General features: G+C 54.5%; 19 protein-coding genes. 9 read left to right on the plus strand and 10 right to left on the minus strand.

The window, feature by feature from the left end; genetic code table 11:
• Positions 1-48: 48 nt before the first annotated feature.
• Positions 49-1,077 carry an L-threonine 3-dehydrogenase gene (gene tdh / locus H1D41_RS15450; RefSeq protein ID WP_228849778.1) on the minus strand — a complete coding sequence of 343 codons (1,029 nt, stop codon included), beginning with the start codon at positions 1,075-1,077 and terminating at the stop codon, positions 49-51.
• Positions 1,078-1,085: 8 nt separating this feature from the next.
• Entirely contained in the window at positions 1,086-2,273 is a 1,188-nt protein-coding gene (locus H1D41_RS15455) for a glycine C-acetyltransferase (RefSeq protein WP_228849761.1), read from the minus strand.
• Positions 2,274-2,415: 142 nt separating this feature from the next.
• On the opposite strand from H1D41_RS15455, the gene H1D41_RS15460 reads away from it, so the two are divergent.
• Positions 2,416-2,979, plus strand: coding sequence for a helix-turn-helix domain-containing protein (locus tag H1D41_RS15460; RefSeq protein WP_228849762.1), 564 nt, complete (start codon positions 2,416-2,418; stop codon positions 2,977-2,979).
• A gap of 54 nt (positions 2,980-3,033) precedes the next feature.
• Here the strand turns inward: H1D41_RS15460 and nqrF are convergent, their stop codons facing one another.
• The 6 genes from nqrF to H1D41_RS15490 are packed head-to-tail and all read right to left on the minus strand — an operon-like array spanning position 3,034 to position 8,875.
• The gene (nqrF, locus tag H1D41_RS15465) at positions 3,034-4,257 is read right to left on the minus strand and encodes an NADH:ubiquinone reductase (Na(+)-transporting) subunit F (protein WP_228849763.1); all 1,224 of its coding nucleotides are present in this window, start codon (positions 4,255-4,257) and stop codon (positions 3,034-3,036) included.
• A 12-nt stretch (positions 4,258-4,269) separates the two neighbouring features.
• Entirely contained in the window at positions 4,270-4,878 is a 609-nt protein-coding gene (nqrE, locus tag H1D41_RS15470; protein ID WP_107496993.1) for an NADH:ubiquinone reductase (Na(+)-transporting) subunit E, read from the minus strand.
• Entirely contained in the window at positions 4,878-5,531 is a 654-nt protein-coding gene (locus tag H1D41_RS15475) for an NADH:ubiquinone reductase (Na(+)-transporting) subunit D (RefSeq protein WP_107496992.1), read from the minus strand. The genes nqrE and H1D41_RS15475 overlap by 1 nt, the downstream gene beginning before the upstream one ends.
• The gene (locus H1D41_RS15480) at positions 5,531-6,337 is read right to left on the minus strand and encodes a Na(+)-translocating NADH-quinone reductase subunit C (protein WP_228849764.1); all 807 of its coding nucleotides are present in this window, start codon (positions 6,335-6,337) and stop codon (positions 5,531-5,533) included. The genes H1D41_RS15475 and H1D41_RS15480 overlap by 1 nt, the downstream gene beginning before the upstream one ends.
• A complete protein-coding gene (locus tag H1D41_RS15485; RefSeq protein ID WP_228849765.1) occupies positions 6,330-7,529 on the minus strand; it encodes an NADH:ubiquinone reductase (Na(+)-transporting) subunit B in 1,200 nt (399 codons plus the stop codon). Before H1D41_RS15485 ends, H1D41_RS15480 begins: the two co-directional genes overlap by 8 nt.
• A 2-nt stretch (positions 7,530-7,531) precedes the next feature.
• Positions 7,532-8,875: a Na(+)-translocating NADH-quinone reductase subunit A gene (locus H1D41_RS15490; RefSeq protein ID WP_228849766.1), complete on the minus strand. Its 1,344-nt coding sequence runs from the start codon at positions 8,873-8,875 to the stop codon at positions 7,532-7,534.
• A gap of 175 nt (positions 8,876-9,050) precedes the next feature.
• Between H1D41_RS15490 and H1D41_RS15495 the strand changes: the two genes are divergently transcribed.
• Together H1D41_RS15495 and nqrM are read left to right on the plus strand one after the other, a co-directional pair.
• Positions 9,051-10,070, plus strand: a complete 1,020-nt coding sequence (locus H1D41_RS15495) for an FAD:protein FMN transferase (RefSeq protein ID WP_228849767.1) — start codon at positions 9,051-9,053, stop codon at positions 10,068-10,070.
• Positions 10,071-10,136: 66 nt separating this feature from the next.
• The gene (gene nqrM, locus H1D41_RS15500) at positions 10,137-10,334 is read left to right on the plus strand and encodes a (Na+)-NQR maturation NqrM (RefSeq protein WP_228849779.1); all 198 of its coding nucleotides are present in this window, start codon (positions 10,137-10,139) and stop codon (positions 10,332-10,334) included.
• A 34-nt stretch (positions 10,335-10,368) separates the two neighbouring features.
• Here nqrM and H1D41_RS15505 read toward each other — a convergent pair whose 3' ends face one another.
• Positions 10,369-10,554 (minus strand): hypothetical protein, encoded by a 186-nt coding sequence (locus H1D41_RS15505; protein WP_228849768.1) that lies wholly within the window; start codon positions 10,552-10,554, stop codon positions 10,369-10,371.
• 81 nt (positions 10,555-10,635) lie between these two features.
• Here H1D41_RS15505 and H1D41_RS15510 point away from each other — a divergent pair, with 81 nt between their 5' ends.
• Positions 10,636-11,160 carry a CBS domain-containing protein gene (locus H1D41_RS15510; protein WP_228849769.1) on the plus strand — a complete coding sequence of 175 codons (525 nt, stop codon included), beginning with the start codon at positions 10,636-10,638 and terminating at the stop codon, positions 11,158-11,160.
• Here H1D41_RS15510 and H1D41_RS15515 read toward each other — a convergent pair whose 3' ends face one another.
• Positions 11,161-11,601 (minus strand): Lrp/AsnC family transcriptional regulator, encoded by a 441-nt coding sequence (locus H1D41_RS15515; protein ID WP_228849770.1) that lies wholly within the window; start codon positions 11,599-11,601, stop codon positions 11,161-11,163.
• 137 nt (positions 11,602-11,738) lie between these two features.
• Between H1D41_RS15515 and H1D41_RS15520 the strand changes: the two genes are divergently transcribed.
• The 5 genes from H1D41_RS15520 (at position 11,739) to H1D41_RS15540 (ending at position 19,524) form a co-directional block, all read left to right on the plus strand.
• Positions 11,739-12,806 carry an ornithine cyclodeaminase gene (locus H1D41_RS15520; protein ID WP_228849771.1) on the plus strand — a complete coding sequence of 356 codons (1,068 nt, stop codon included), beginning with the start codon at positions 11,739-11,741 and terminating at the stop codon, positions 12,804-12,806.
• Positions 12,803-13,726: a citrulline utilization hydrolase CtlX gene (gene ctlX, locus H1D41_RS15525; RefSeq protein WP_228849772.1), complete on the plus strand. Its 924-nt coding sequence runs from the start codon at positions 12,803-12,805 to the stop codon at positions 13,724-13,726. Before H1D41_RS15520 ends, ctlX begins: the two co-directional genes overlap by 4 nt.
• Before the next feature lie 223 nt (positions 13,727-13,949).
• On the plus strand, positions 13,950-14,915 hold the full coding sequence (locus H1D41_RS15530; RefSeq protein ID WP_267473720.1) for a glycosyltransferase family 2 protein: 966 nt from the start codon (positions 13,950-13,952) through the stop codon (positions 14,913-14,915).
• A gap of 287 nt (positions 14,916-15,202) precedes the next feature.
• Positions 15,203-17,392, plus strand: coding sequence for an alpha/beta hydrolase (locus H1D41_RS15535; RefSeq protein ID WP_228849773.1), 2,190 nt, complete (start codon positions 15,203-15,205; stop codon positions 17,390-17,392).
• Positions 17,392-19,524, plus strand: a complete 2,133-nt coding sequence (locus tag H1D41_RS15540) for a sulfatase-like hydrolase/transferase (protein WP_228849774.1) — start codon at positions 17,392-17,394, stop codon at positions 19,522-19,524. The genes H1D41_RS15535 and H1D41_RS15540 overlap by 1 nt, the downstream gene beginning before the upstream one ends.
• Positions 19,525-19,683: the final 159 nt, after the last annotated feature.

The raw sequence follows: 19,683 nt of genomic DNA on the forward strand, positions 1-19,683 counted from the left end.
CGGGATAAACACAGGTTTGGCCCCGGTCCGTTGCAGACCGGGGCTGCTTTATTGCCAGTTCAGAATGACTTTGCCAGATGTGCCGGATTTCATTGCAGCAAAGCCCTGGGTGAAATCATCAGCGGCAAATTCATGGGTGATCACCCGGCTGACATCCAGACCGTTTTGCAGCATTGCGATCATTTTATACCAGGTTTCAAACATTTCACGCCCGTAGACGCCTTTGATGGTGATCGCTTTGAAGACAATATCTGCCCAGTTCACAGGGGATTGCCCTGGCGGAATGCCCAGCATCGCAATCTTGCCGCCCATCACCAGCACATCGACCATCTGATCAAGTGCCATTTGTGATCCGGACATCTCAAGACCAACGTCAAACCCCTGAGACATGCCCAGTTCATGGATCACATCTTTCAGGTCTTCCCGGGTGACGTTAACCGTGCGCACCGTTGGGGCGACATGTTCTGCAAGTTTCAGACGTTCCGGGTGGATATCGGTGATCACCACATTGCGTGCCCCCGCGTGACGGGCCACGGTTGCAGCCATAATGCCAATGGGGCCAGCGCCGGCGATCAGAACATCTTCGCCCAGCAGATCAAAGCTAAGCGCGGTATGCACGGCGTTACCCAGGGGATCAAGGATCGCACCGATTTCATCGGGGATGTCATCGGGCAGAGGGATGACGTTGAAAGCGGGCAGTTTCAGAAAGCCCGCAAATGCCCCCTGCACATCGACACCAATGCCGCGCGTGCCCGGATCCAGGTGAAATTTCCCGGCACGCATCTGGCGACTGTCGGACCCTGTCAGATGGCCTTCGCCAGAAACGCGCTGGCCAACATTCAGCCCCGTTACATCACGCCCCAAATCAACGATTTCGCCTGCAAATTCATGCCCGGTGATCATCGGCACAGGCACGGTGTCTGCCGCCCATTCATCCCAGTTCCAGATGTGAATATCCGTGCCGCAAATTCCGGTTTTACGGATTTTGATTAAGACCTCATCCGGGCCGGGTTCAGGCACGGGCGCACTTATCATCCACAAACCTTCGCGAGGATGGGATTTTTCCAGCGCTTTCATGGTGTTTTTCATGAAATCACCCCCAGTTCCCGACCGACTTTGCCAAAGGCAGCAAGCGCCCGGTCAAGTTCATCGCGGGTCAGGGCAGCGTTCATTTGTGTACGGATGCGGGCTTGCCCGCGAGGCACGACAGGGAAGAAAAAGCCAGAAACATAGACGCCTTCGTCGAACAGCTTTCGCGCCATTTCCTGGGCCAGTGTGGCTTCGCCCAGCATGACCGGCACGATCGGATGTTCGCCCGGCAGCAGGTCAAATCCAAGCTTTTCCAGACCCGCGCGCCAGTATTTGGCGTTTTCAAACAATTGCTTCCGGTCATCTGCGCCGTTTTCAACCAGGCGCAGGGCCTTCAGCCCGGCTGCAACAATAGAAGGCGGCAGCGAGTTTGAGAAAAGATAGGGCCGCGCGCGCTGCCGCAGAAGGTCAATCACTGGCTGCGGCCCAGCGATATAACCGCCGATAGCCCCCCCAAGTGCCTTGCCCAGCGTCCCTGTCAGAATATCCACATCCACGCCAAAATGATCCGGCGTTCCTGCCCCGTTTGGCCCCATAAAGCCTGTGGCGTGACAGTCATCGACCATGGTGATCGCATCATATTTCTGCGCCAGTCGTGTGATTTCCGGCAGGTTTGCAAGGGTGCCATCCATGGAAAATACGCCGTCAGTGGCGATCATAATATGGCGCGCACCTTCATTGCGGGCGTGCTGCAGCATGGCTTCCAGATCGGCCATGTCATTGTTGAGATAGCGATAGCGTTTTGCTTTGCACAGGCGGATGCCGTCGATGATGGATGCATGGTTCAGGCTGTCAGAAATGATCGCATCTTCCGGCCCAAGCAATGGTTCAAACAAGCCGCCATTGGCATCAAAGCAAGCGGCAAACAGAATGGCGTCATCTTTCTTCAGGAACTTTGCCAGTTTCTGTTCCAGATCGCGGTGGATGTCTTGTGTGCCACAGATGAATCGCACGGAGGCCATGCCAAAGCCACGTGGTTCCATCGCGTTTTGTGCGGCGCGGATCAGATCAGGATGATCTGCAAGCCCAAGGTAGTTATTGGCGCATAGGTTGATAACCTGCTGATCTTCAACAGTGATTTCCCCCTTTTGAGGGGAGGTGATCATGCGTTCGGATTTCATCATACCTTCAGATTCGATCTGAGTAAGCGCAGCATTGATGTGGTTGACAAAATCTTGCGACATGTTCTGTCTCCTTATCTGGTGATAGAGTATCTAACATATGGGAATAAATCCGTGAAGGTGGAAAATTGAAGTTGAAGCTATCAGTGCAAAGGGGGGCTGACACACTATTGACAGAACCCGGTGCAGGGGGCAGGTGAAGTATATGAGCACTGAAAGTGATATTCTGAACCTTCTGCCTTTGCGGCTGAAAGAGGCGCGGCGCAAACAAGGTCTGTCGTTAGATGCGGTGGCGCGCCTGTCCGGCGTGTCACGGTCTATGGTCAGTCAAATTGAACGCGGCGAAAGCAGCCCGACAATTGCGACCTTATGGAACCTGGTGTCTGCCCTGCAGATTGATTTCGCGGGATTGTTGGAAGACGGCGGGGAGGCCGGGCGGATCGAAGTTCTGCGTGCCGATCAGACGCCTACAATTGAGAACCGTGGGGAGGGATGTAACATTCGCATTCTGAGCGCCCCGGAAGATGCCGGCCGTCAGGAATTGTATGACCTTGAGTTTCGGGACGGTGGTAAGCTGGACAGCGCCGCCCACGCCCGGGGCACACGGGAACATCTGACTGTGATTGAAGGGCGGCTGCGCATAACGGCGGGTGCCATGTCAGATGAGATCTCTGCCGGAGATACGGCGCGCTACCCGGCGGATGACGCGCATTGCATTCAGGCCCTCGGGGGTGTCGCGCGGGCTTTGCTTGTGGTGCAGAACGGCTGACAGCGGCGACAGACACAAACGAAAAGGGCCCTGCGATGCAGAGCCCTTTTTTATTTATCCGCCGAAATCATCCAGCATGATGTCTTCACGGTCGACACCCAGATCAAGCAGCATGTTGATCACAGACTGGTTCATGATGGGCGGTCCACACATGTAGTATTCACAGTCTTCAGGGTTCGGGTGATCCTTCAGATATTCGTCATGCAGAATATTGTGGATGAAGCCCGTGTATCCGCCCCAATCATCTTCCGGCATCGCATCAGACAGCGCGACATGCCATGTGAAGTTCGGGAATTCTTTCGCAAGCTGATCGAAATCTTCAACAAAGAACATCTCTTTCTTAGAGCGCGCACCATACCAGAAGGTGATCTTCCGGTCGCGGTTTTCAAGGCGTTTCAGCTGATCGAAGATATGCGAACGCATGGGCGCCATGCCTGCACCACCACCAACAAAGACCATCTCTTTTTCGGTTTCGCGGGCGAAGAATTCACCAAACGGACCAGAGATCGTGACCTTGTCACCTGGCTTCAGGTTAAAGATGTAGGAAGACATCTGACCAGCCGGAATACCGGTGGAACCCGGAGGCGGGGAGGCCACACGCACGTTCAGCATGATCAGGCCTTTTTCATCCGGGTAGTTCGCCATGGAATAGGCGCGCTCAATTGGTTCGTTCACTGTGGAATCATACTGCCACAGATTAAACTTGTCCCAATCGTCGCGGTATTCTTCCTGAATATCGAATTCAGTGTACTTCAGCTGATGCACAGGGGCTTCGATCTGAATGTAACCACCAGCACGGAAGTTCACGTCTTCGCCTTCGGGCAGTTCCAGAACCAGGTTCTTAATGAAGGTTGCGACGTTGTCGTTGGAACGTACAGTACATTCCCATTTCTTAACGCCGAAGACTTCTTCAGGAACTTCGATTTCCATGTCTTGCTTGACTGCAACCTGACAGGACAGGCGATCACCACAGGCCGCGTCGCGCTTTGTGATGTGGCCTTCTTCCGTTGGCAGGATAGAACCGCCGCCTGCGTGGATTTTCACGCGACATTGCGCACAGGTCCCGCCGCCACCGCAAGCGGATGGTACGAACAGTTTCTGTTCCGCCAGTGTCTGCAACAGCTTGCCACCAGCGGGCACAGAAATGGTTTTCTCGCCGTTGATGGTGATGTTCACGTCACCGGTGGAAACCAGCTTGGAACGGGCAGCCATGATCAGCGCAACAAGCGCCAGAACGATGACAGTGAAAAGGACAACACCAAGTGTAAAAGTTAACATCTGTCGCCCCCCTTACAGTTTCACGCCAGAGAAGGACATGAAGGCCATCGCCATCAGACCCGCAGTGATGAAGGTGATGCCAAGGCCCTGCAGACCATCTGGAATATCGGAATACTTCAGTTTTTCACGTACACCTGCCATCGCAGTGATCGCCAGCGCCCAGCCAAAGCCGGAGGACAGACCATAGGTCGTTGCCTCTGCGAAGTTATAGTCGCGTTCCACCATGAACAGGGACCCACCAAGGATCGCACAGTTCACCGTGATCAGCGGCAGGAACACACCCAGCGCGTTGTAGAGCGGCGGGAAGTATTTATCGAGAACCATTTCCAGGATCTGAACCAGGGCTGCGATCACACCGATGTAGGAAATCAGACCCAGGAAGGTCAGATCCACATCCGGGAAACCGGCCCATGACAGCGCACCAGGCGCCAGCAGGTAGGTCAGGATCAGGTTGTTTGCAGGTACAGTGATTGCCTGCACAACCATCACAGAAACCCCAAGACCAATCGCGGTCTGGATTTTCTTGGAAACCGCGATGAACGTACACATGCCCAGGAAGAAGGACAGCGCCAGGTTCTCAACGAAAATAGCCTTTACGGCAAGAGAAAGTAGGCCTTCCATCAGTGTCCCTCAACTGTCTGAATTTTATATTCACGTTCTTCGACCTGTGCTGGTTTCCAGGACCGGAAGCCCCAGATGATCAGGCCAATGATAAAGAACGCAGATGGTGGCAGCAGCAGCAGGCCGTTTGGCACATACCAGCCACCATTGTTTACGGTTTCAAAGATGGTGATGCCAAACAGGCTGCCGGAACCGAAAAGTTCACGGATCACACCGACCAGCATCAGGATCAGGCCATAGCCCAGACCGTTGCCGATGCCATCAATGAAAGACGCAACAGGTGTATTTTTCATCGCGAAAGCTTCGGCGCGGCCCATCACGATACAGTTCGTAATGATCAGACCCACAAAAACCGACAGGGTTTTGGAAATCTGGAACGCATAAGCTTTCAGGAACTGATCCACCACGATCACAAGCGACGCAATCACAACCATCTGTACGATGATCCGGATGGAACCGGGAATGTGGTTGCGCAGCATGGAAATGAACATGGATGAGAACGCGGTCACAAATGTCACCGCCAGTGCCATCACAAAGGCCACTTGCAGGGAAGACGTCACCGCAAGCGCGGAACAGATGCCCAGAACCTGAAGCGTAATCGGGTTGTTGTCGACAAGAGGGTCGATCAGCATTTCTCTACGTGTCTGAGCCATCAGATGTCTCCTGCCTGAAGGTTGGCGAGGAAGGGCGCATAGCCTGCTTCACCCATCCAGAAGCGCACAAGGTTGTGCACGCCCGCAGTTGTCAGTGTTGCACCGGCCAGCGCGTCAACGTGGTAGTCAGCCCCGGCAGCAGGTGCGGTCTTGGTTACAGAAATCTGCAGTACACCGTCTTCATCCGCCAAGCGCTTGCCAGCCCAGAGGGACTTCCAGCGCGGGTTGTCTACTTCGGCACCCAGACCAGGTGTTTCAGCGTGCTCATAGAACTGCAGGCCAAAGATATCGTTGCCGTTCGCTTCCAGCGCAATGAAACCATAAAGCGTGGACCAGAGACCATAGCCGTGCAGTGGCAGAACCACTTTGTCGAGATCGCCGTTTGCGTCGCGCAGCAGGTAAGCTGTCACGAAGCGGGACTGACGACCGATAGATGCCGGATCATCGTCAAGTGCGATGGACAGTTCCGGGTCACTGCTTGCTGCGCGGTCATCAAAAGATGCGGCGTCAAACTGATCGGTGAATTCACCAGTCGCCAGTTCCAGAACACGTGGTTCAAACTGGGCAAAGGCTTCGGCAACGTCGACACCATCTTCATAAAGACCGGCGACTTGCAGAATGTTCACCTGCTTATCCAGCAGTTTGTTCACTTCCTGGATCGGGCGCAGAGCCACGGCAGCTGCGGATACAAACATGGAACCCACAAGGCAGACCATGACAGCCACAAAGATAGTTTTCGGGAGTGAATCCGTCGGCAGATCAAGGAAGCGACGGATCATTCCTTTGTTTTCGTTTACTTCAGACATTGCGTCGCGCCCTCCGCCGGATATTCGCCTGCACTACAAAATGGTCAATCAGCGGGGCGAATACGTTGCCAAAGAGAATAGCAAGCATCATGCCCTCGGGGAAAGCCGGGTTAATCACACGGATCATCACAACCATGAAACCAATAAGCGCGCCGTAGATAAAGCGACCCATATTGGTGTGAGAAGCGGACACAGGTTCAGTTACCATGAAGACCAGACCAAAGGCATAGCCGCCCATCACAAGGTGCCAGTACCATGGAACGTTAAACATCGGGTTGGTGTCGGAACCAATGAAGTTCAGCAGGCTTGAGAAAGCAATCATGCCAGCCAGACAGCCCACAACCAGACGCCAGTTTGCGATTTTGGTGATCAGCAGGAAGGCCAGACCAATGAAGATCGCCAGTGTTGATGTTTCGCCGATGGAGCCCTGAACAAAGCCCAGGAAGCTGTCCATCCAGGAGCCACCGCGTACGATGATTTCCTGGTAGCCATCAGAAGCCGCAACCGCCAGGTTGGTCGCACCAGAGAACCCGTCAACCGGGGTCCAGATGGTTTCACCGGACATATTCGCAGGATAAGCGAAGTAAAGGAACGCACGACCTGTCAGTGCCGGGTTGAGGAAGTTTTTGCCGGTCCCGCCGAATACTTCTTTCCCGATGACAACACCGAAAGAAATACCCAGAGCAACCTGCCAGAGCGGTGCATCCGGCGGCATGATCAGGGCGAACAGCATGGACGTTACAAGGAAACCTTCGTTCACTTCGTGACGACGCACGGTTGCGAACAGGACTTCCCAGATGCCACCCACCACAAGCGTGGTGATATAGATTGGCAGGAAGTACAGCAGACCATGCATGAAGTTTGCAAACGGGTTTGCCGCGTTCAGGCCAATGCCCAGCCCTTCCAGAAGGGAGGCACGCCAGCCGGAAGCGCCCAGCGTTTCCATGGCTGTGTTCACCTGGTAACCGGTGTTCCACAGACCAATCAGAATGGCAGGGATCGTGGCCAGAACCACGTAAGTCATAATACGCTTCATATCCACGTAAGACCGGGCGTGCGGCGCAGCCGTTGTCACAGTCTTAGGTGTGTAGATGAAGCTTTCGACCATCTCGTACATCGGGAAATAACGTTCCCATTTGCCGCCCTTTAGAAAGTTTGGCTCGATGCGGTCAAAGAAGTTGCGCAACCCCATGATCAGCCCTCCCGCTCAATTTTGGCAAGACAATCACGAAGCGCCATTCCATATTCATATTTAGCCGGGCAGGCGAAACCAACGAGGCCAAGATCTTCCTCGTCCAGTTCCAGCGCACCCAGTTGCTGGGCCACATCCGTATCCATCACCAGCATTGCACGCAGCAGCTGGGTTGGCAGGTAGTCCTGTGGCATCAGTTCTTCGAAGGTTCCCAGCGGCACCATCGCACGACGGCCACCGTTCAGGTTTGATGTCAGCGCATACAGCTTTTTGGACAGGGCAGAGCCCAGAACCGGCTGATAGGAAAACTTGCTGAACATCGGACGGATCCAGCCCATCGGGATCTGTTTGTGATCTTCTTCGATCACAGTGATCTGACGGTGATAACGGCCAAGATAAGCGGTTGCCCCTTCACCGGCGCGGCCAGACAGCACGGAACCAGAGATCACACGCAGCGGATCGCTGTCATCAACGCCGCCTGCGGTCAGCGCATCCATAGAGGCACCAGCAACCGTACGTACCAGACGGGGATCTTTCACGCGCGGGCCGGACAGGGCAATCACACGTTCGCTGTTCACAGTGTCGGTCAGCAGCAGGTGGCCGATTGCAATCACGTCCTGATACCAGATGGTCCAGACGGTTTTGGAACCGGTTGGTGCTTCGAGGAAATGCATATGCGTGCCAGGCAGGCCGGATGGATGCGGACCAGAGAAAGTCGCAACTTCGACGCCTGCAACATCACCGCCCGGAACATCTGCGCCGGTTGCGTGACACAGGTATGTTTTGCCCTCAGACAGCTTTGCGATGGCCTCAAGGCCTTTCACAAAAGCTTCACGCTGTTCAGCGATAATCACGGCGGGGTCCGCTGTAAGCGGCTCACTGTCCATCGCGGTTACGTAGATTGCCGCGGCACGTTCATCAGATGCAGGCACGCGGGAATAAGGGCGGGTGCGGAAAGATGTCCAGAGACCGGCAGCCGCCAGACGTTCCGCCAGGCCTTCTGCGGTGTCAGCGTTTCCGACAGATGAGAAGTCCACTGGTTCAGCGGCTTTGTCATCCACTTCGATTTCTACGCTGATCAACACGCGGCGTGCGCCCCGGTTGACGGCTTTCACGCGGCCGGAAACAGGTGATGTCACCATCACATCCGGTGTGTCTTTATGTGCGAAGACCGGAGACCCTGCGGCAACTGTGTCGCCTTCCTGAACAGAGAGGCGTGGCTTCAGACCGATGTAATCGGATCCGAGTAGCGCTACTGTCTGAACGGCAGGTCCGTCGGCGATGCTCTGTGCTGGTGCGCCCGTGATCGGGAGGTCCAGCCCTTTTTTGAGAGGAAACTGATGCACGCTGGTATCTTACCCTGGCTATTTTATCGTTCCGGGGGCAATAGCATTCCTGCGACGTAAACCAAAGGGCAACATGCGGCGTTTTCGTCGGTTATCAGGGGGTGCGGCGTTTTGTCTCAGATTGTGTTCCGCCACGATCCTTTAGGAGAACACAAGCTTAACGGACACTGTAAAGATGACGGATTCAATGAACCTTACACGACGTACCATCCTCTTCGCCCCTCTCGCTCTGGCCGCCTGCCGTAACGGTGGTGAAACCCTTAGTTTTAATGGGCAAACGATGGGCACAAGCTATTCCATCACAGCTGTGACCGGTTCCGCTACTGCGGGTCGTGAAGAGCTTGTGGCAGGGATTGATCAGGCCCTGGCGGCGGTTCACGCCGAAATGTCCAACTGGGATTCGCAGTCCGAAGTGTCGCTTTTCAACGCCTCTGCGTCGACAAATTCACAGACAGTTTCTCCGGCATTCGCGCAGGTGATGAATTCCGCTGAAGACGTTCGCCTTCTGAGCGGCGGAAAATTCGACGTGGCCCTGGGCCCGCTGATCGAAGCATGGGGATTCGGTGCAACTGGTCAGACCGGCACACAGCCATCTGACGCTTTGATTGCCTCCCTGATGGCCGGCGTTGGTGTAGGTGTTGAAGTAGATGGCAATACCATCCGCAAGAACAATGCTGAAACGCAGGTTTACCTGTCTTCCATCGCAAAAGGCCACGGTGTTGACCGCGTTGCGCAGGCTCTGAACGATCTGGGCGTAAAAGACTATATGGTTGAAATCGGTGGTGATCTGGTTACCGCAGGTGTGAACCCTGAAGGTCAGCCATGGCAGGTCGGTATTGAAAAGCCTGACGTTCTGGCGCTTGGCGTTCAGTCCGTTGTGGGCATTTCCGGCATGGGTCTGGCGACCTCTGGTGACTATCGCAACTTCTTTGAAGTGGACGGTCAGCGTTTCTCACACATCCTGGATGGCGAAACCGGCCGCCCTGTAGATCACGCGACTGCGTCTGCAACTGTTGTTGCTGAAAACGCGATGATGGCAGACGCCTGGTCCACCGCGATGCTGACACTGGGCCGTGAAGAAGGTCTGAAACTGGCTGAGGAACTGAACCTCGCGGTAATGTTTATTGAACGTGACGCTTCCGGCGATACATTCACAACAACCGCAAGCGCGCAGTTCGCCGCTCTGCAGGCGTAATAAAGGATACAGCCCGTGGAAATTTTCGCATTTACCTTTGGTCTTCTTCTGATCGTTGTGCTTGGCATGTCGCTGGGTGTGATTTTTATGGACAAACGGATCAAAGGCAGCTGCGGCGGGCTGAATGCGATTTCCGATGCGGATCAATGCCTGGTCTGCAGTAAGGAAATTGATCCCAACAGTCCCCTGCGTGAACGTCTTCAGTGCCCGCGTGCCAGGAAGATGGCAGAACGTATGGCGGCTGAAGAAGCCGCGCAGGCTTAAATCTGCTTAGAAAATTCTTCTGTCGCTGGTGAAATCACACATCCAGCGGCAGAAACCCAACTGTGATCAGGCAGATCGCAGCAACGCTCCCAAACAGCCATAACTGCCAGCGCGCGCCTTCTGCTTTCCAGACCCGGCGAAAGCTGTGTCCGGCCAGAATCGCGACGACAAACAGGATCAGCGCCAGTGTCGGCGGCAGTGTCAGATCTGTAAGTGACATAAAACATTTCCCTGATCGTGCGTTCTGCGTTTAGACTTGATGACATAAACAGTCCGTAAGTTTCAAGCAGGAGGGCGATATATGCCAGCATCATTTCAGGCACCGAAACGCAAGTCGGCGGATGACAAACGCACGGTCAGTCAGTCGATAGAAAGCAATACCAGTAAGGATTCGACCACGGTTGCGACTCTGCTGAAGGCGAAAGAAGCGCGCACAATTTATCACGTGACGCCGGAAAACACGATTTCCGATGCGGTTGCGATCCTCAGCGAACATAAGATCGGTGCGCTGCCGGTTGTTGCGGGTGATGGCAGCCTTGCGGGCATTCTGTCGGAACGGGATATCGTGCGCAAACTGGCGCAGACCCCGGGTCAGACCCTGCCGCAAAGCGTTGAAGAAAACATGACCCGCGCGGTTGAAACCTGCACGGCGGATGATCGGCTTGTATCGGTTCTGCGCCGCATGACTGACGGAAAATTTCGCCATATGCCGGTTGTGACCGATGGCAAAGTGACCGGCATGGTGACAATTGGCGATGTGGTGCAGTTCCGCCTGCGTGAACTTGAACACGAAGCCCTGCAGTTGAAGCAGATGATCGTCGGCTGATCAGACGCTGGACAGCAGAATACTGGTTTCGCTGTTCATAACGCCATCAATCAGGCGCACTTCGCGCAGAACGCGGTCGAAATCCTGCAGGGTTTCGACCCGCAGATCTGCCACAAGATCCCATTTTCCGCTGGTGGTGTGCAGCATATGCAGTTCCCGCAAGCCGCGCAGACGGCGGATGACCTGGGACGTGTTCTTTCCCATGACCTCAATCATCATGACCGCGTGGATCGCGCTTTGGTCGTAATCATCGCGCACCCGTGCCGTGAACCCGACCAGCGCCCCGGTCTCCAACATCCGGTCCATCCGGCTTTGCACCGTGGCGCGCGACACACCCATGATCTGCGCGAGCTTTGATACAGGTGCGCGCCCGTCCTGTCGCAGCAGACTGATCAGAGTGCGGTCAAGATCATCAAAGATGTGTTTGGCGGGCTGATTCACGGGATCACCTGTACAATATTTGCAGGTTTGACCTGCGATTTGATAAGTTTGGATCACAAATTTATACAGAAACAATATATCGCCTGCAATCTGTAAGGCGGATACTGGCAGAAACCGTAAGAATAAGGATGACCCGGATGTCTGCCCCAACCCCTTCTGAACGCGCCTATGTTCCCTTCGTCAGCGTTGATAACATGATGCAGCTGATCCACCGGATTGGCATTGAGGACATGCTGTCCGGGATCGCTGCTTATATTGAAGAAGACTTCAAACGCTGGGAATTGTTCGACAAAACCCCACGCGTGGCCGCGCATTCAACGGAAGGCGTGATTGAACTGATGCCGACTTCTGATGGCACGACTTATGGTTTCAAATATGTAAACGGCCACCCGAAGAACACCAAAGAAGGCCTGCAGACCGTGACGGCTTTTGGCCTGCTGGCGGATGTTTACACTGGCTATCCGGTGCTTCTGACCGAAATGACCGTGCTGACGGCCCTGCGCACAGCGGCGACCTCGGCAGTGGTTGCAAAGCATCTGGCACCGGCAAACGCCCGCACTATGGCGATGATTGGCAACGGCGCGCAGTCGGAATTTCAGGCCCTGGCGATGAAGGTGATCTGCGGCATCGACACGTTGCGCCTGTACGATACAGACCCGGCCGCAACCGCAAAACTGATGCGCAATCTGCAGGGTCTGGGCATGACACTGCATCCCTGCAAGACCGCGGAAGAGGCAGTGCAGGGCGCGCAAATCATTACGACCTGCACCGCGGACAAGCAAAACGCGACCGTGCTGAACGACAATATGGTGGGCGCGGGCATCCACATCAACGCAATTGGCGGCGACTGCCCGGGCAAGACTGAACTGCAGGCTGATATCCTGAAACGTGCGGATGTTTTTGTGGAATACCCCCCGCAAACCCGCATTGAAGGTGAAATTCAGAACATGCCGGAAGATTTCCCGGTGACAGAGATGTGGAAAGTGATCCGGGGCGACGAAAAAGGCCGCACCTCTGATTGTCAGATTACCTTGTTTGATGGCGTTGGTTTCGCGACTGAGGATTTCTCTGCCCTGCGCTATATCCGTGATCAGCTGGAAGGTACTGGCCTGTTCCAGCAGCTTGACTTACTGGCAGATCCCGATGATCCCCGCGATCTGTTTGGCATGGTTCTGCGCGCAACGCCGGTCGCAGATCAGGCATGATCCGCTCTTCTGTGCAGGCGCCCGGTGCGGTGATTATGGTGCGCCCGCATCACTTCACCGTGAATACGGAAACCGCCGCTGACAACGCCTTTCAGGCCAATGTAGCCCCGGATGCAAGCCACGCAAAACAGGCTTATGCCGAACACAGCCGCGCTGCAGAAGTGTTGCGCGACCATGGTGTGCGAGTGCATGTGTTTGAAGGCGACAACCCGGAAACCCCGGATTGTGTTTTCCCGAACAACTGGTTTTCGACTCACGCGGGCGGGCATGTTGCGGTTTATCCGATGAAGGCCGTAAACCGCCGTCTGGAACGTCGTCAGGACATCCTTGAGATGCTGAAATCCGATTACCGGGTGCAGGATATCATTGATTATTCCGGGCTTGAGGCGGACGGGTTGTTTCTGGAAGGCACCGGCGCAATGGTTCTGGATCACATCGAGCGGGTGGCCTATGCGGTGGAATCTGATCGCACCAATCCGATTGCCCTGGAACGGTTCTGTACGCATTTCAATTTTGAACCGATGGTCTTTGCTGCGGCCGACAGTTCTGGCGCGTCGATCTATCACACCAATGTTCTGATGTGTATTGGCACGGGCTATGCGCTGATCAGCACAGACATGATCACAGATCCCGCGCGCCGGGCTGAGGTCGTTGCACGTCTGGAAGCATCGGGGCGGGATGTGATCGACCTGACGGATGCACAAATTGCGCAGTTTGCTGGAAATGCGATTGAATTGATGGGGCGCGATGGTCCTGTATTGGCATTGTCGCAGACGGCTCATGATGCGCTGACGGGTGATCAGATTTCACGTATTCAGGCCCATGCAAAACCTGTGCCTTTGGGAATTCCAACGATTGAAATGGCGGGTGGTTCCGTCAGGTGCACAATCGCTGGAATACATCTGACGTCACGGATCTGATTGTCGGGCAGGACCGGCTGACGCCTGTCCATCCGGGTGGGGTAAGGATTACCCCGTCGGATGGACAAGGTATCGAGGATGCACTAACACTTATACCGGATGTTCCGGCGGTGCGCTGCGCGGAGGCAAGCTGAACAGCAGGTAGTGGCTTTAAGATGAGTGACGCAGGAACGCGGTGGTTTGTAGCGGGCGCAGTGACACAGATGGCGGTGTCTGGAGGCCGATGAAGATTTTATGCATCACAGCTATGCGGAATGAGGGGCCACATCTGTTAGAGTGGATCGCCCATCATCGTGCATTGGGTGTTGATGAATTTCTGGTCTACACGAATGACTGCGATGACGGCACGGATGCGATGTTGGATGTTCTGGCCGAAGAGGGCTGGCTGCACCATATCCGCCATGAGGTTCCTTCTGATAAATCTGTGCAATGGCAGGCACTGAAAGATGCGCGAACTCAGCCATCTTACCAATCGGCGGATTGGGTGATGATGATCGATTGTGATGAGTTTGTTAATCTGGCCGAACCGCTTACCAGCCTTCGCGGATTGATTGCGGAAATGCCGGAAAAAACCGATGCGATTATGTTGCCCTGGCGGTTGTTCGGCAGCAACGGGCGGTACCGGCTAAGTGGGGGTTTGACGCTTGAAATGTTCACGCGCGCTGCACCTTTGGCCTTACGTGCAAACTGGCAATGTTTTTTTAAGACACTCTATCGGCGTACGGCATTTGGGCACCCCGGTGTGCACCGTCCCAAGCCACGTAAGCAGGGTCGTGATGCGAATTGGGTGACAGCATCAGGAGATCCGGTGGTTGTGCAGGAAAACACCATCCTGAAGATTAATGAGCCTCATTCAGGGTCACTTGTGCAACTTAATCATTACTCTCTTCGTTCCACGGAAGATTTTCTGTCCAAAATTTATCGGGGTTTGCCCAACCGGCGCGACCGGGAGGTAGGGTTGGGATATTGGCTGGAACGCAATCTGAACACAGTAGAGGATCGCAGTATTCAGCGATTTTTGCCTGTTCTGAAAGAATGTCGCGCAGAGTTTAAGCGGATTGAAACCCTTCAGGAAATGCACCTGAACGCTGTTGGGCATCACCGAAAAATTGCGCAGGAAGCGCTTAAGAATATAGAAACGTTCCGTATGGTTTGGCAGCTGAGATTGGCTGGTGACAGCGTAGCCTGATGAGCATGTGGAACGTGGCTGTCCGATGGGGGCATAGACATGTTGTGCAGTGCGCGGCCCCGCTTCGGCTAACTGCATCCTGCCGACGGTAAATTTTTCTGCCCCGTTCATCCGGATTCCCGTCGTTGTGAAAGTATCGGATAGTTCCGGATTCAAGTTGTGACACAAGGGTCACGCGCGCTACGTCATGGCTGCACCGAATGGACAATATGCAGGGGATGACTTATGGTCAGCCGCAGTTGTAATTGAGTATATCCAGGGAAAAAGTTTTGAATAATGACACGCAGGTGACTCACAAAATTCCGGAATGGTATGGTGAGATTTTTCCGGCTGGTCCCCGGGACGGCTTTTTTCATAAATTCGGTGAACATGCGGCTTCCTTCGTTGATCGTGGTGAACATCAACTGGTGATATCTTTCGACAATCTGTCAGACGCTGGTTTCCCTGATACCGACATCAAGCCCTGGGCTGAAAATTTTGTCCGTGACAATGGCTGGAGCCATCTTGGCGTCTATTCACGTGGCCCTTCGTGGTATCGTGATGCGCGATTGATCCGCTTTCTGGAATGGTTGCGGGATGATGGGTTTTTCACGCGTTTTGAACGTGTGACTCTGATCGGCACGTCAATGGGTGGTTTTGCGGCCCTGGCTTTCGCACAGCTTATACCTGGCGCAAATGTTGTGTCGCTCAGCCCGCAAACGACGCTTGATAAAAATCTTGTCCCCTGGGAAGTGCGGTTCCAGAAGGGGCAGGTGCGTGACTGGACACTGCCTTATTCCGATGCGGCTGAAGGGTTGGATCAGGCCGGAAAAGTCTATGTGATTTATGACAAGCTTCTGCGTGAAGATAAGGCGCAGGCGGATCGCTTGCCTCAGGACAAGATCATTGCTCTGAATGCTATTGGGTGTGGCCATAAATCCGCGGTTGCTTTGCGCCGGATGGAGCAGTTGAAACCTGTCATGAAGCTGGCAATCACGGGCGAACTGACGGAAGCGTCCTTCTACCAGATGATGCGTTCACGCCGTAATATTCTGTTCTACCGGAAGGTGCTTGAAAGTCATCTTGAAGCCCGGGGCCGTGCGGATCGTATCCCGGCTTTTCGACGGGCTTTCAAAGTGCGTCGACGGCAGGTTCTGGCAGCGGAGGGTACGCAGGCTGAAGCCTCTTCATCTGACCCTGCCCCCGCGACTGCCACAGTTGCGGAAACCACTTCAGCGCCCGTTCCCCCGGTGCCGGATGTAAACGAAGCACCGTCTGTTTCGCCATTGCCCCGCAGTACGGGCGCCTACCCGCGCACGCGCGCGAATGCGTGGATGATAACCGAACAGAACGGCGGGCTGGCTTATCTGTCGGACCAGTATGAAAATACAGTGATTGGATTTGAGGAACGCAACGGCAAGACGCTTGCGCAGACACCACCTGTGGCGCTTGGCATGCTTACTTATGGTGGTCAGGTTTTCCCGGATCTTCCCTTTGCGGAAGATGGTCGTTTTCATGTGGTGGATGAAAACCTTGATGGTGCGGGCCCCCTTAACGGGGCGCGCGCAATCGGGGTCTGCGACATGTTGCAATGTCGGGATGCCGGACTTGCCGGGCGTACCGTGCTTGCCCTGACGCAGAACCAGCCTGGGATTACTGCGGCAGAGGCTCTGCCCGGAAGCGATTTTTATCAGGCTTTTCTTGCGCGAATGAAAACTGCGGTTGCCGCCCTTGAACCCTGGGGTAAGCCGCTGTTCATTGATCGGATCGCATTGCGTCTTTTGTCTGCTGCACCACAGGTGACAGAAGCTGAAGCAGATCAGCATTATTCAGATGTTATGAAAGCTTTGCGTCGGGATCTGACCCAGATCACAGGGCAGGGGGCTTACCCGGCATTTGTTGTCTGTCAGTCCGGAGGCACGCGTACCGACGGGACATCACAGGTGATTTTGTCAGAGGCACGCCTGGCGCTGGATAACCCGACGCTGAATGTTATCGTCGCGACGCCAGCTTATCCGTTTGAGCTGATGGAGGATATGCCCGCAACACACAGTGCCCGCGCACAGATGCAGATCACTGAACTGGAAACGCTTTCACTGCGCAGTACCCAGGATGGACGGCCCTGGCATTGCCCGCAAATGATTTATGCTGGTTTAAGGGATGAAGTGGTCACGGCAGATTTCAGCACGCTCAGCCGCCTGGAATTGCAGGACGGCGCGCATGGCTTCACCATTTCCGGCTGTGAAAACGAGGCGAAAATTGCTTCTGTGCGGGTGGTTGGGGATAAGGTGCAGGTTGTGCTGGACAAGAAGCCTGAGGGAAAAGATCTGCGCCTGAATTATGCCTGGGGGCAGACGGCAGACGGGTCAGGGAATCATCTGGCCAATCAGGGGGCGTTGACAGACAGCTGGCAGGCTGACAGCAAGACCTGCCCGGGAGAGATCCTGCGCCGCTATGCACTTTCGGCCTCTGTAAAAATTTTTGAAAGTCACCACTGATGGAAAATCGTAAAAACATACTGCTGATCGGCATGGATGACGCCTTTTCATACTGGCGTTTCAAGCATGTCTTTGGGGTTGAACTGAAGACACCTAACCTTGATCGTATCTGTGACGTATCTTCCGCTTTTACAGCAGCCTATTGTCAGATTCCGGTCTGCGGACCTTCACGGTCCAGCGCTATGTCCGGCCTGTCGCCATATGAGACAGGAATTTTTGACAATTACAGCAGTATCTTTGAAGTCCTGCGACCAGAACAGATGTGGCAGTACCGGTTGAAGCAGGAAGGTTATTATTGCTCGACGGCCGGGAAGATCCATCACGGATATAAACCTCTGCCACCTGCGGTTCACAACACTCTGTACTCGCATCCTGCCCGCCCGGTGCATTTCGGGCCGAAGCGGGATGCTCCTCATAAGAAGGTTGGTGGACGTACGGGCGGTGCTGGTACAACGGATCCGGCTGATGACAAGCTGTATTATGACTATCGGTCGTCGCAGGATGCGATCCGCTTTCTGAGTTCGTGGAACGCGGAGGATGGTCCATTTTACCGCGAAGTCGGCTTCCACCATCCACACCCGCCCTTCCGCACGCCGATGCGTTTTAAAGATATGTATGACATCAAGGATTTCATACGCCCCGAAGACTGGAAGCTTGGTTATGATTTGTCGGACTTTACTGGCACATTCATGCAGGAAAATATGGAAACAGATGAGGCCGTGGAATATTGGCAACAATCTGTGCGCAACTATTTTTCAGCACTCAGCCACGTAGATCACCATATCGGCCGGGTCTGGGATGCGCTGCAGGCCTCACCCCATGCGAAAAACACGATTGTTGTGGTCTTTTCTGACCATGGCTATCACATGGGTGATAAAAACCGATTCCGTAAATTCACTCTCTGGGAAGAAGCCACCCGCGTACCTTTCATCGTGCATGATCCGGATAGCCCGGCGCAGATGATTGATGATCCGGTATCTCTGACAGATATGGGGCCGACTATTCTGGATTACAGCGGTGCGCGTCCGATGCAGCATTCCGTTGGTCGTTCTCTGCGTAAGCTGGTTGAAGGCGAACCCTATTATAACCGTGCAGTGCCGACCTTCTGGTATGGGTCTGCTTCGGTGCGTTATGGGGATTACAGGGTTACGCTGTATCAGGACGGCAGTTCTGAATTTTACAACGTGAAAACGGATCCCTGGCTGACACAGAATGTCGCCGATATAGATCCGGCTTATGCAGAACATCGCGCAGCACTGTTGCAGACCTGTAAAGACTATGGGGTCTTTATGGCGACGCAGAATGATCCGGTAACGGAAGCGGCGCATTTTGCCTCTCTGATTGATGGGGCCGAAACGCCGGACAGCCTGCCGGCAGACGGAATTATTTCCGTGGGCGATATTAAGCCCGGCCATGATACGCCGGGGTACCGCAAGCATTTCGCGACTCTGAAGGAAGATGGCACGCTGAAGATTTCTGATGCGGTACGGGAACTTCTGTTTGCGTCTGACTCTAACGGTGGTGTCAGCCATTTCAGAGTTCACTGTAACGACCTGGGCAACCGGATCTATTTCTTCGCCGGACATAAACGTTTTTTGCTGGAGGTCACAGGCGGGGCCGGGTTTGACCGGATCATTACTCAGAATGATGATCTGATCGCTCACCTGGGTGCGGGGGAAAGTCTTGTGCAGGCCGGGGCCTCTGACAGTCAGATCTATGCAAGCACCGGACGGGATACTGTGCATCTGGTTGCCGGCAGCAATCTGATCCATGGGGGCAGTGGCAACACTGTGATTTATGGCGGTATTGGCAATGACACAATTCATTCAGGTCAGGGTGCGAATATTATTGATACGGGCCGGGGTGATAACCGGGTGGTGATCGAAGGTGGAACAAATACCGTTTTGCTGGGGGCAGGGACAAATACCTTGATCTTGCAAAGAACCGGGCTGCCGCAGCTCATCGAAGGTTTTACCAATGATGTGCTGGATATCAGTGACTGGAATAACATTGATCAGTTGATTGTGCGTAAGGATGGCACGGATTCAGTTGTCACATGTGGGCAGGAACAGGTCATTTTCCGCGATACCACCAAGAAGATCGTGACTGCTGCTCTGCGTATGGCGCAATAACCGGAAGCCAGGCAGGGTCGTCAGTCGTTGGTGCTAATTTTCTGATTGATTGCCGGGACGGCTTCGGAATGCTATTGCGCGTTTAGTGTATTTGTAAGGAACCGCCCCATGGCCACGGACTATATCGTCAAAGACATCACCCTTGCGGAATTCGGTCGT

The organism is Halocynthiibacter styelae (assembly GCF_016123485.1).
In the GTDB taxonomy this organism is placed as follows: domain Bacteria; phylum Pseudomonadota; class Alphaproteobacteria; order Rhodobacterales; family Rhodobacteraceae; genus Halocynthiibacter; species Halocynthiibacter styelae.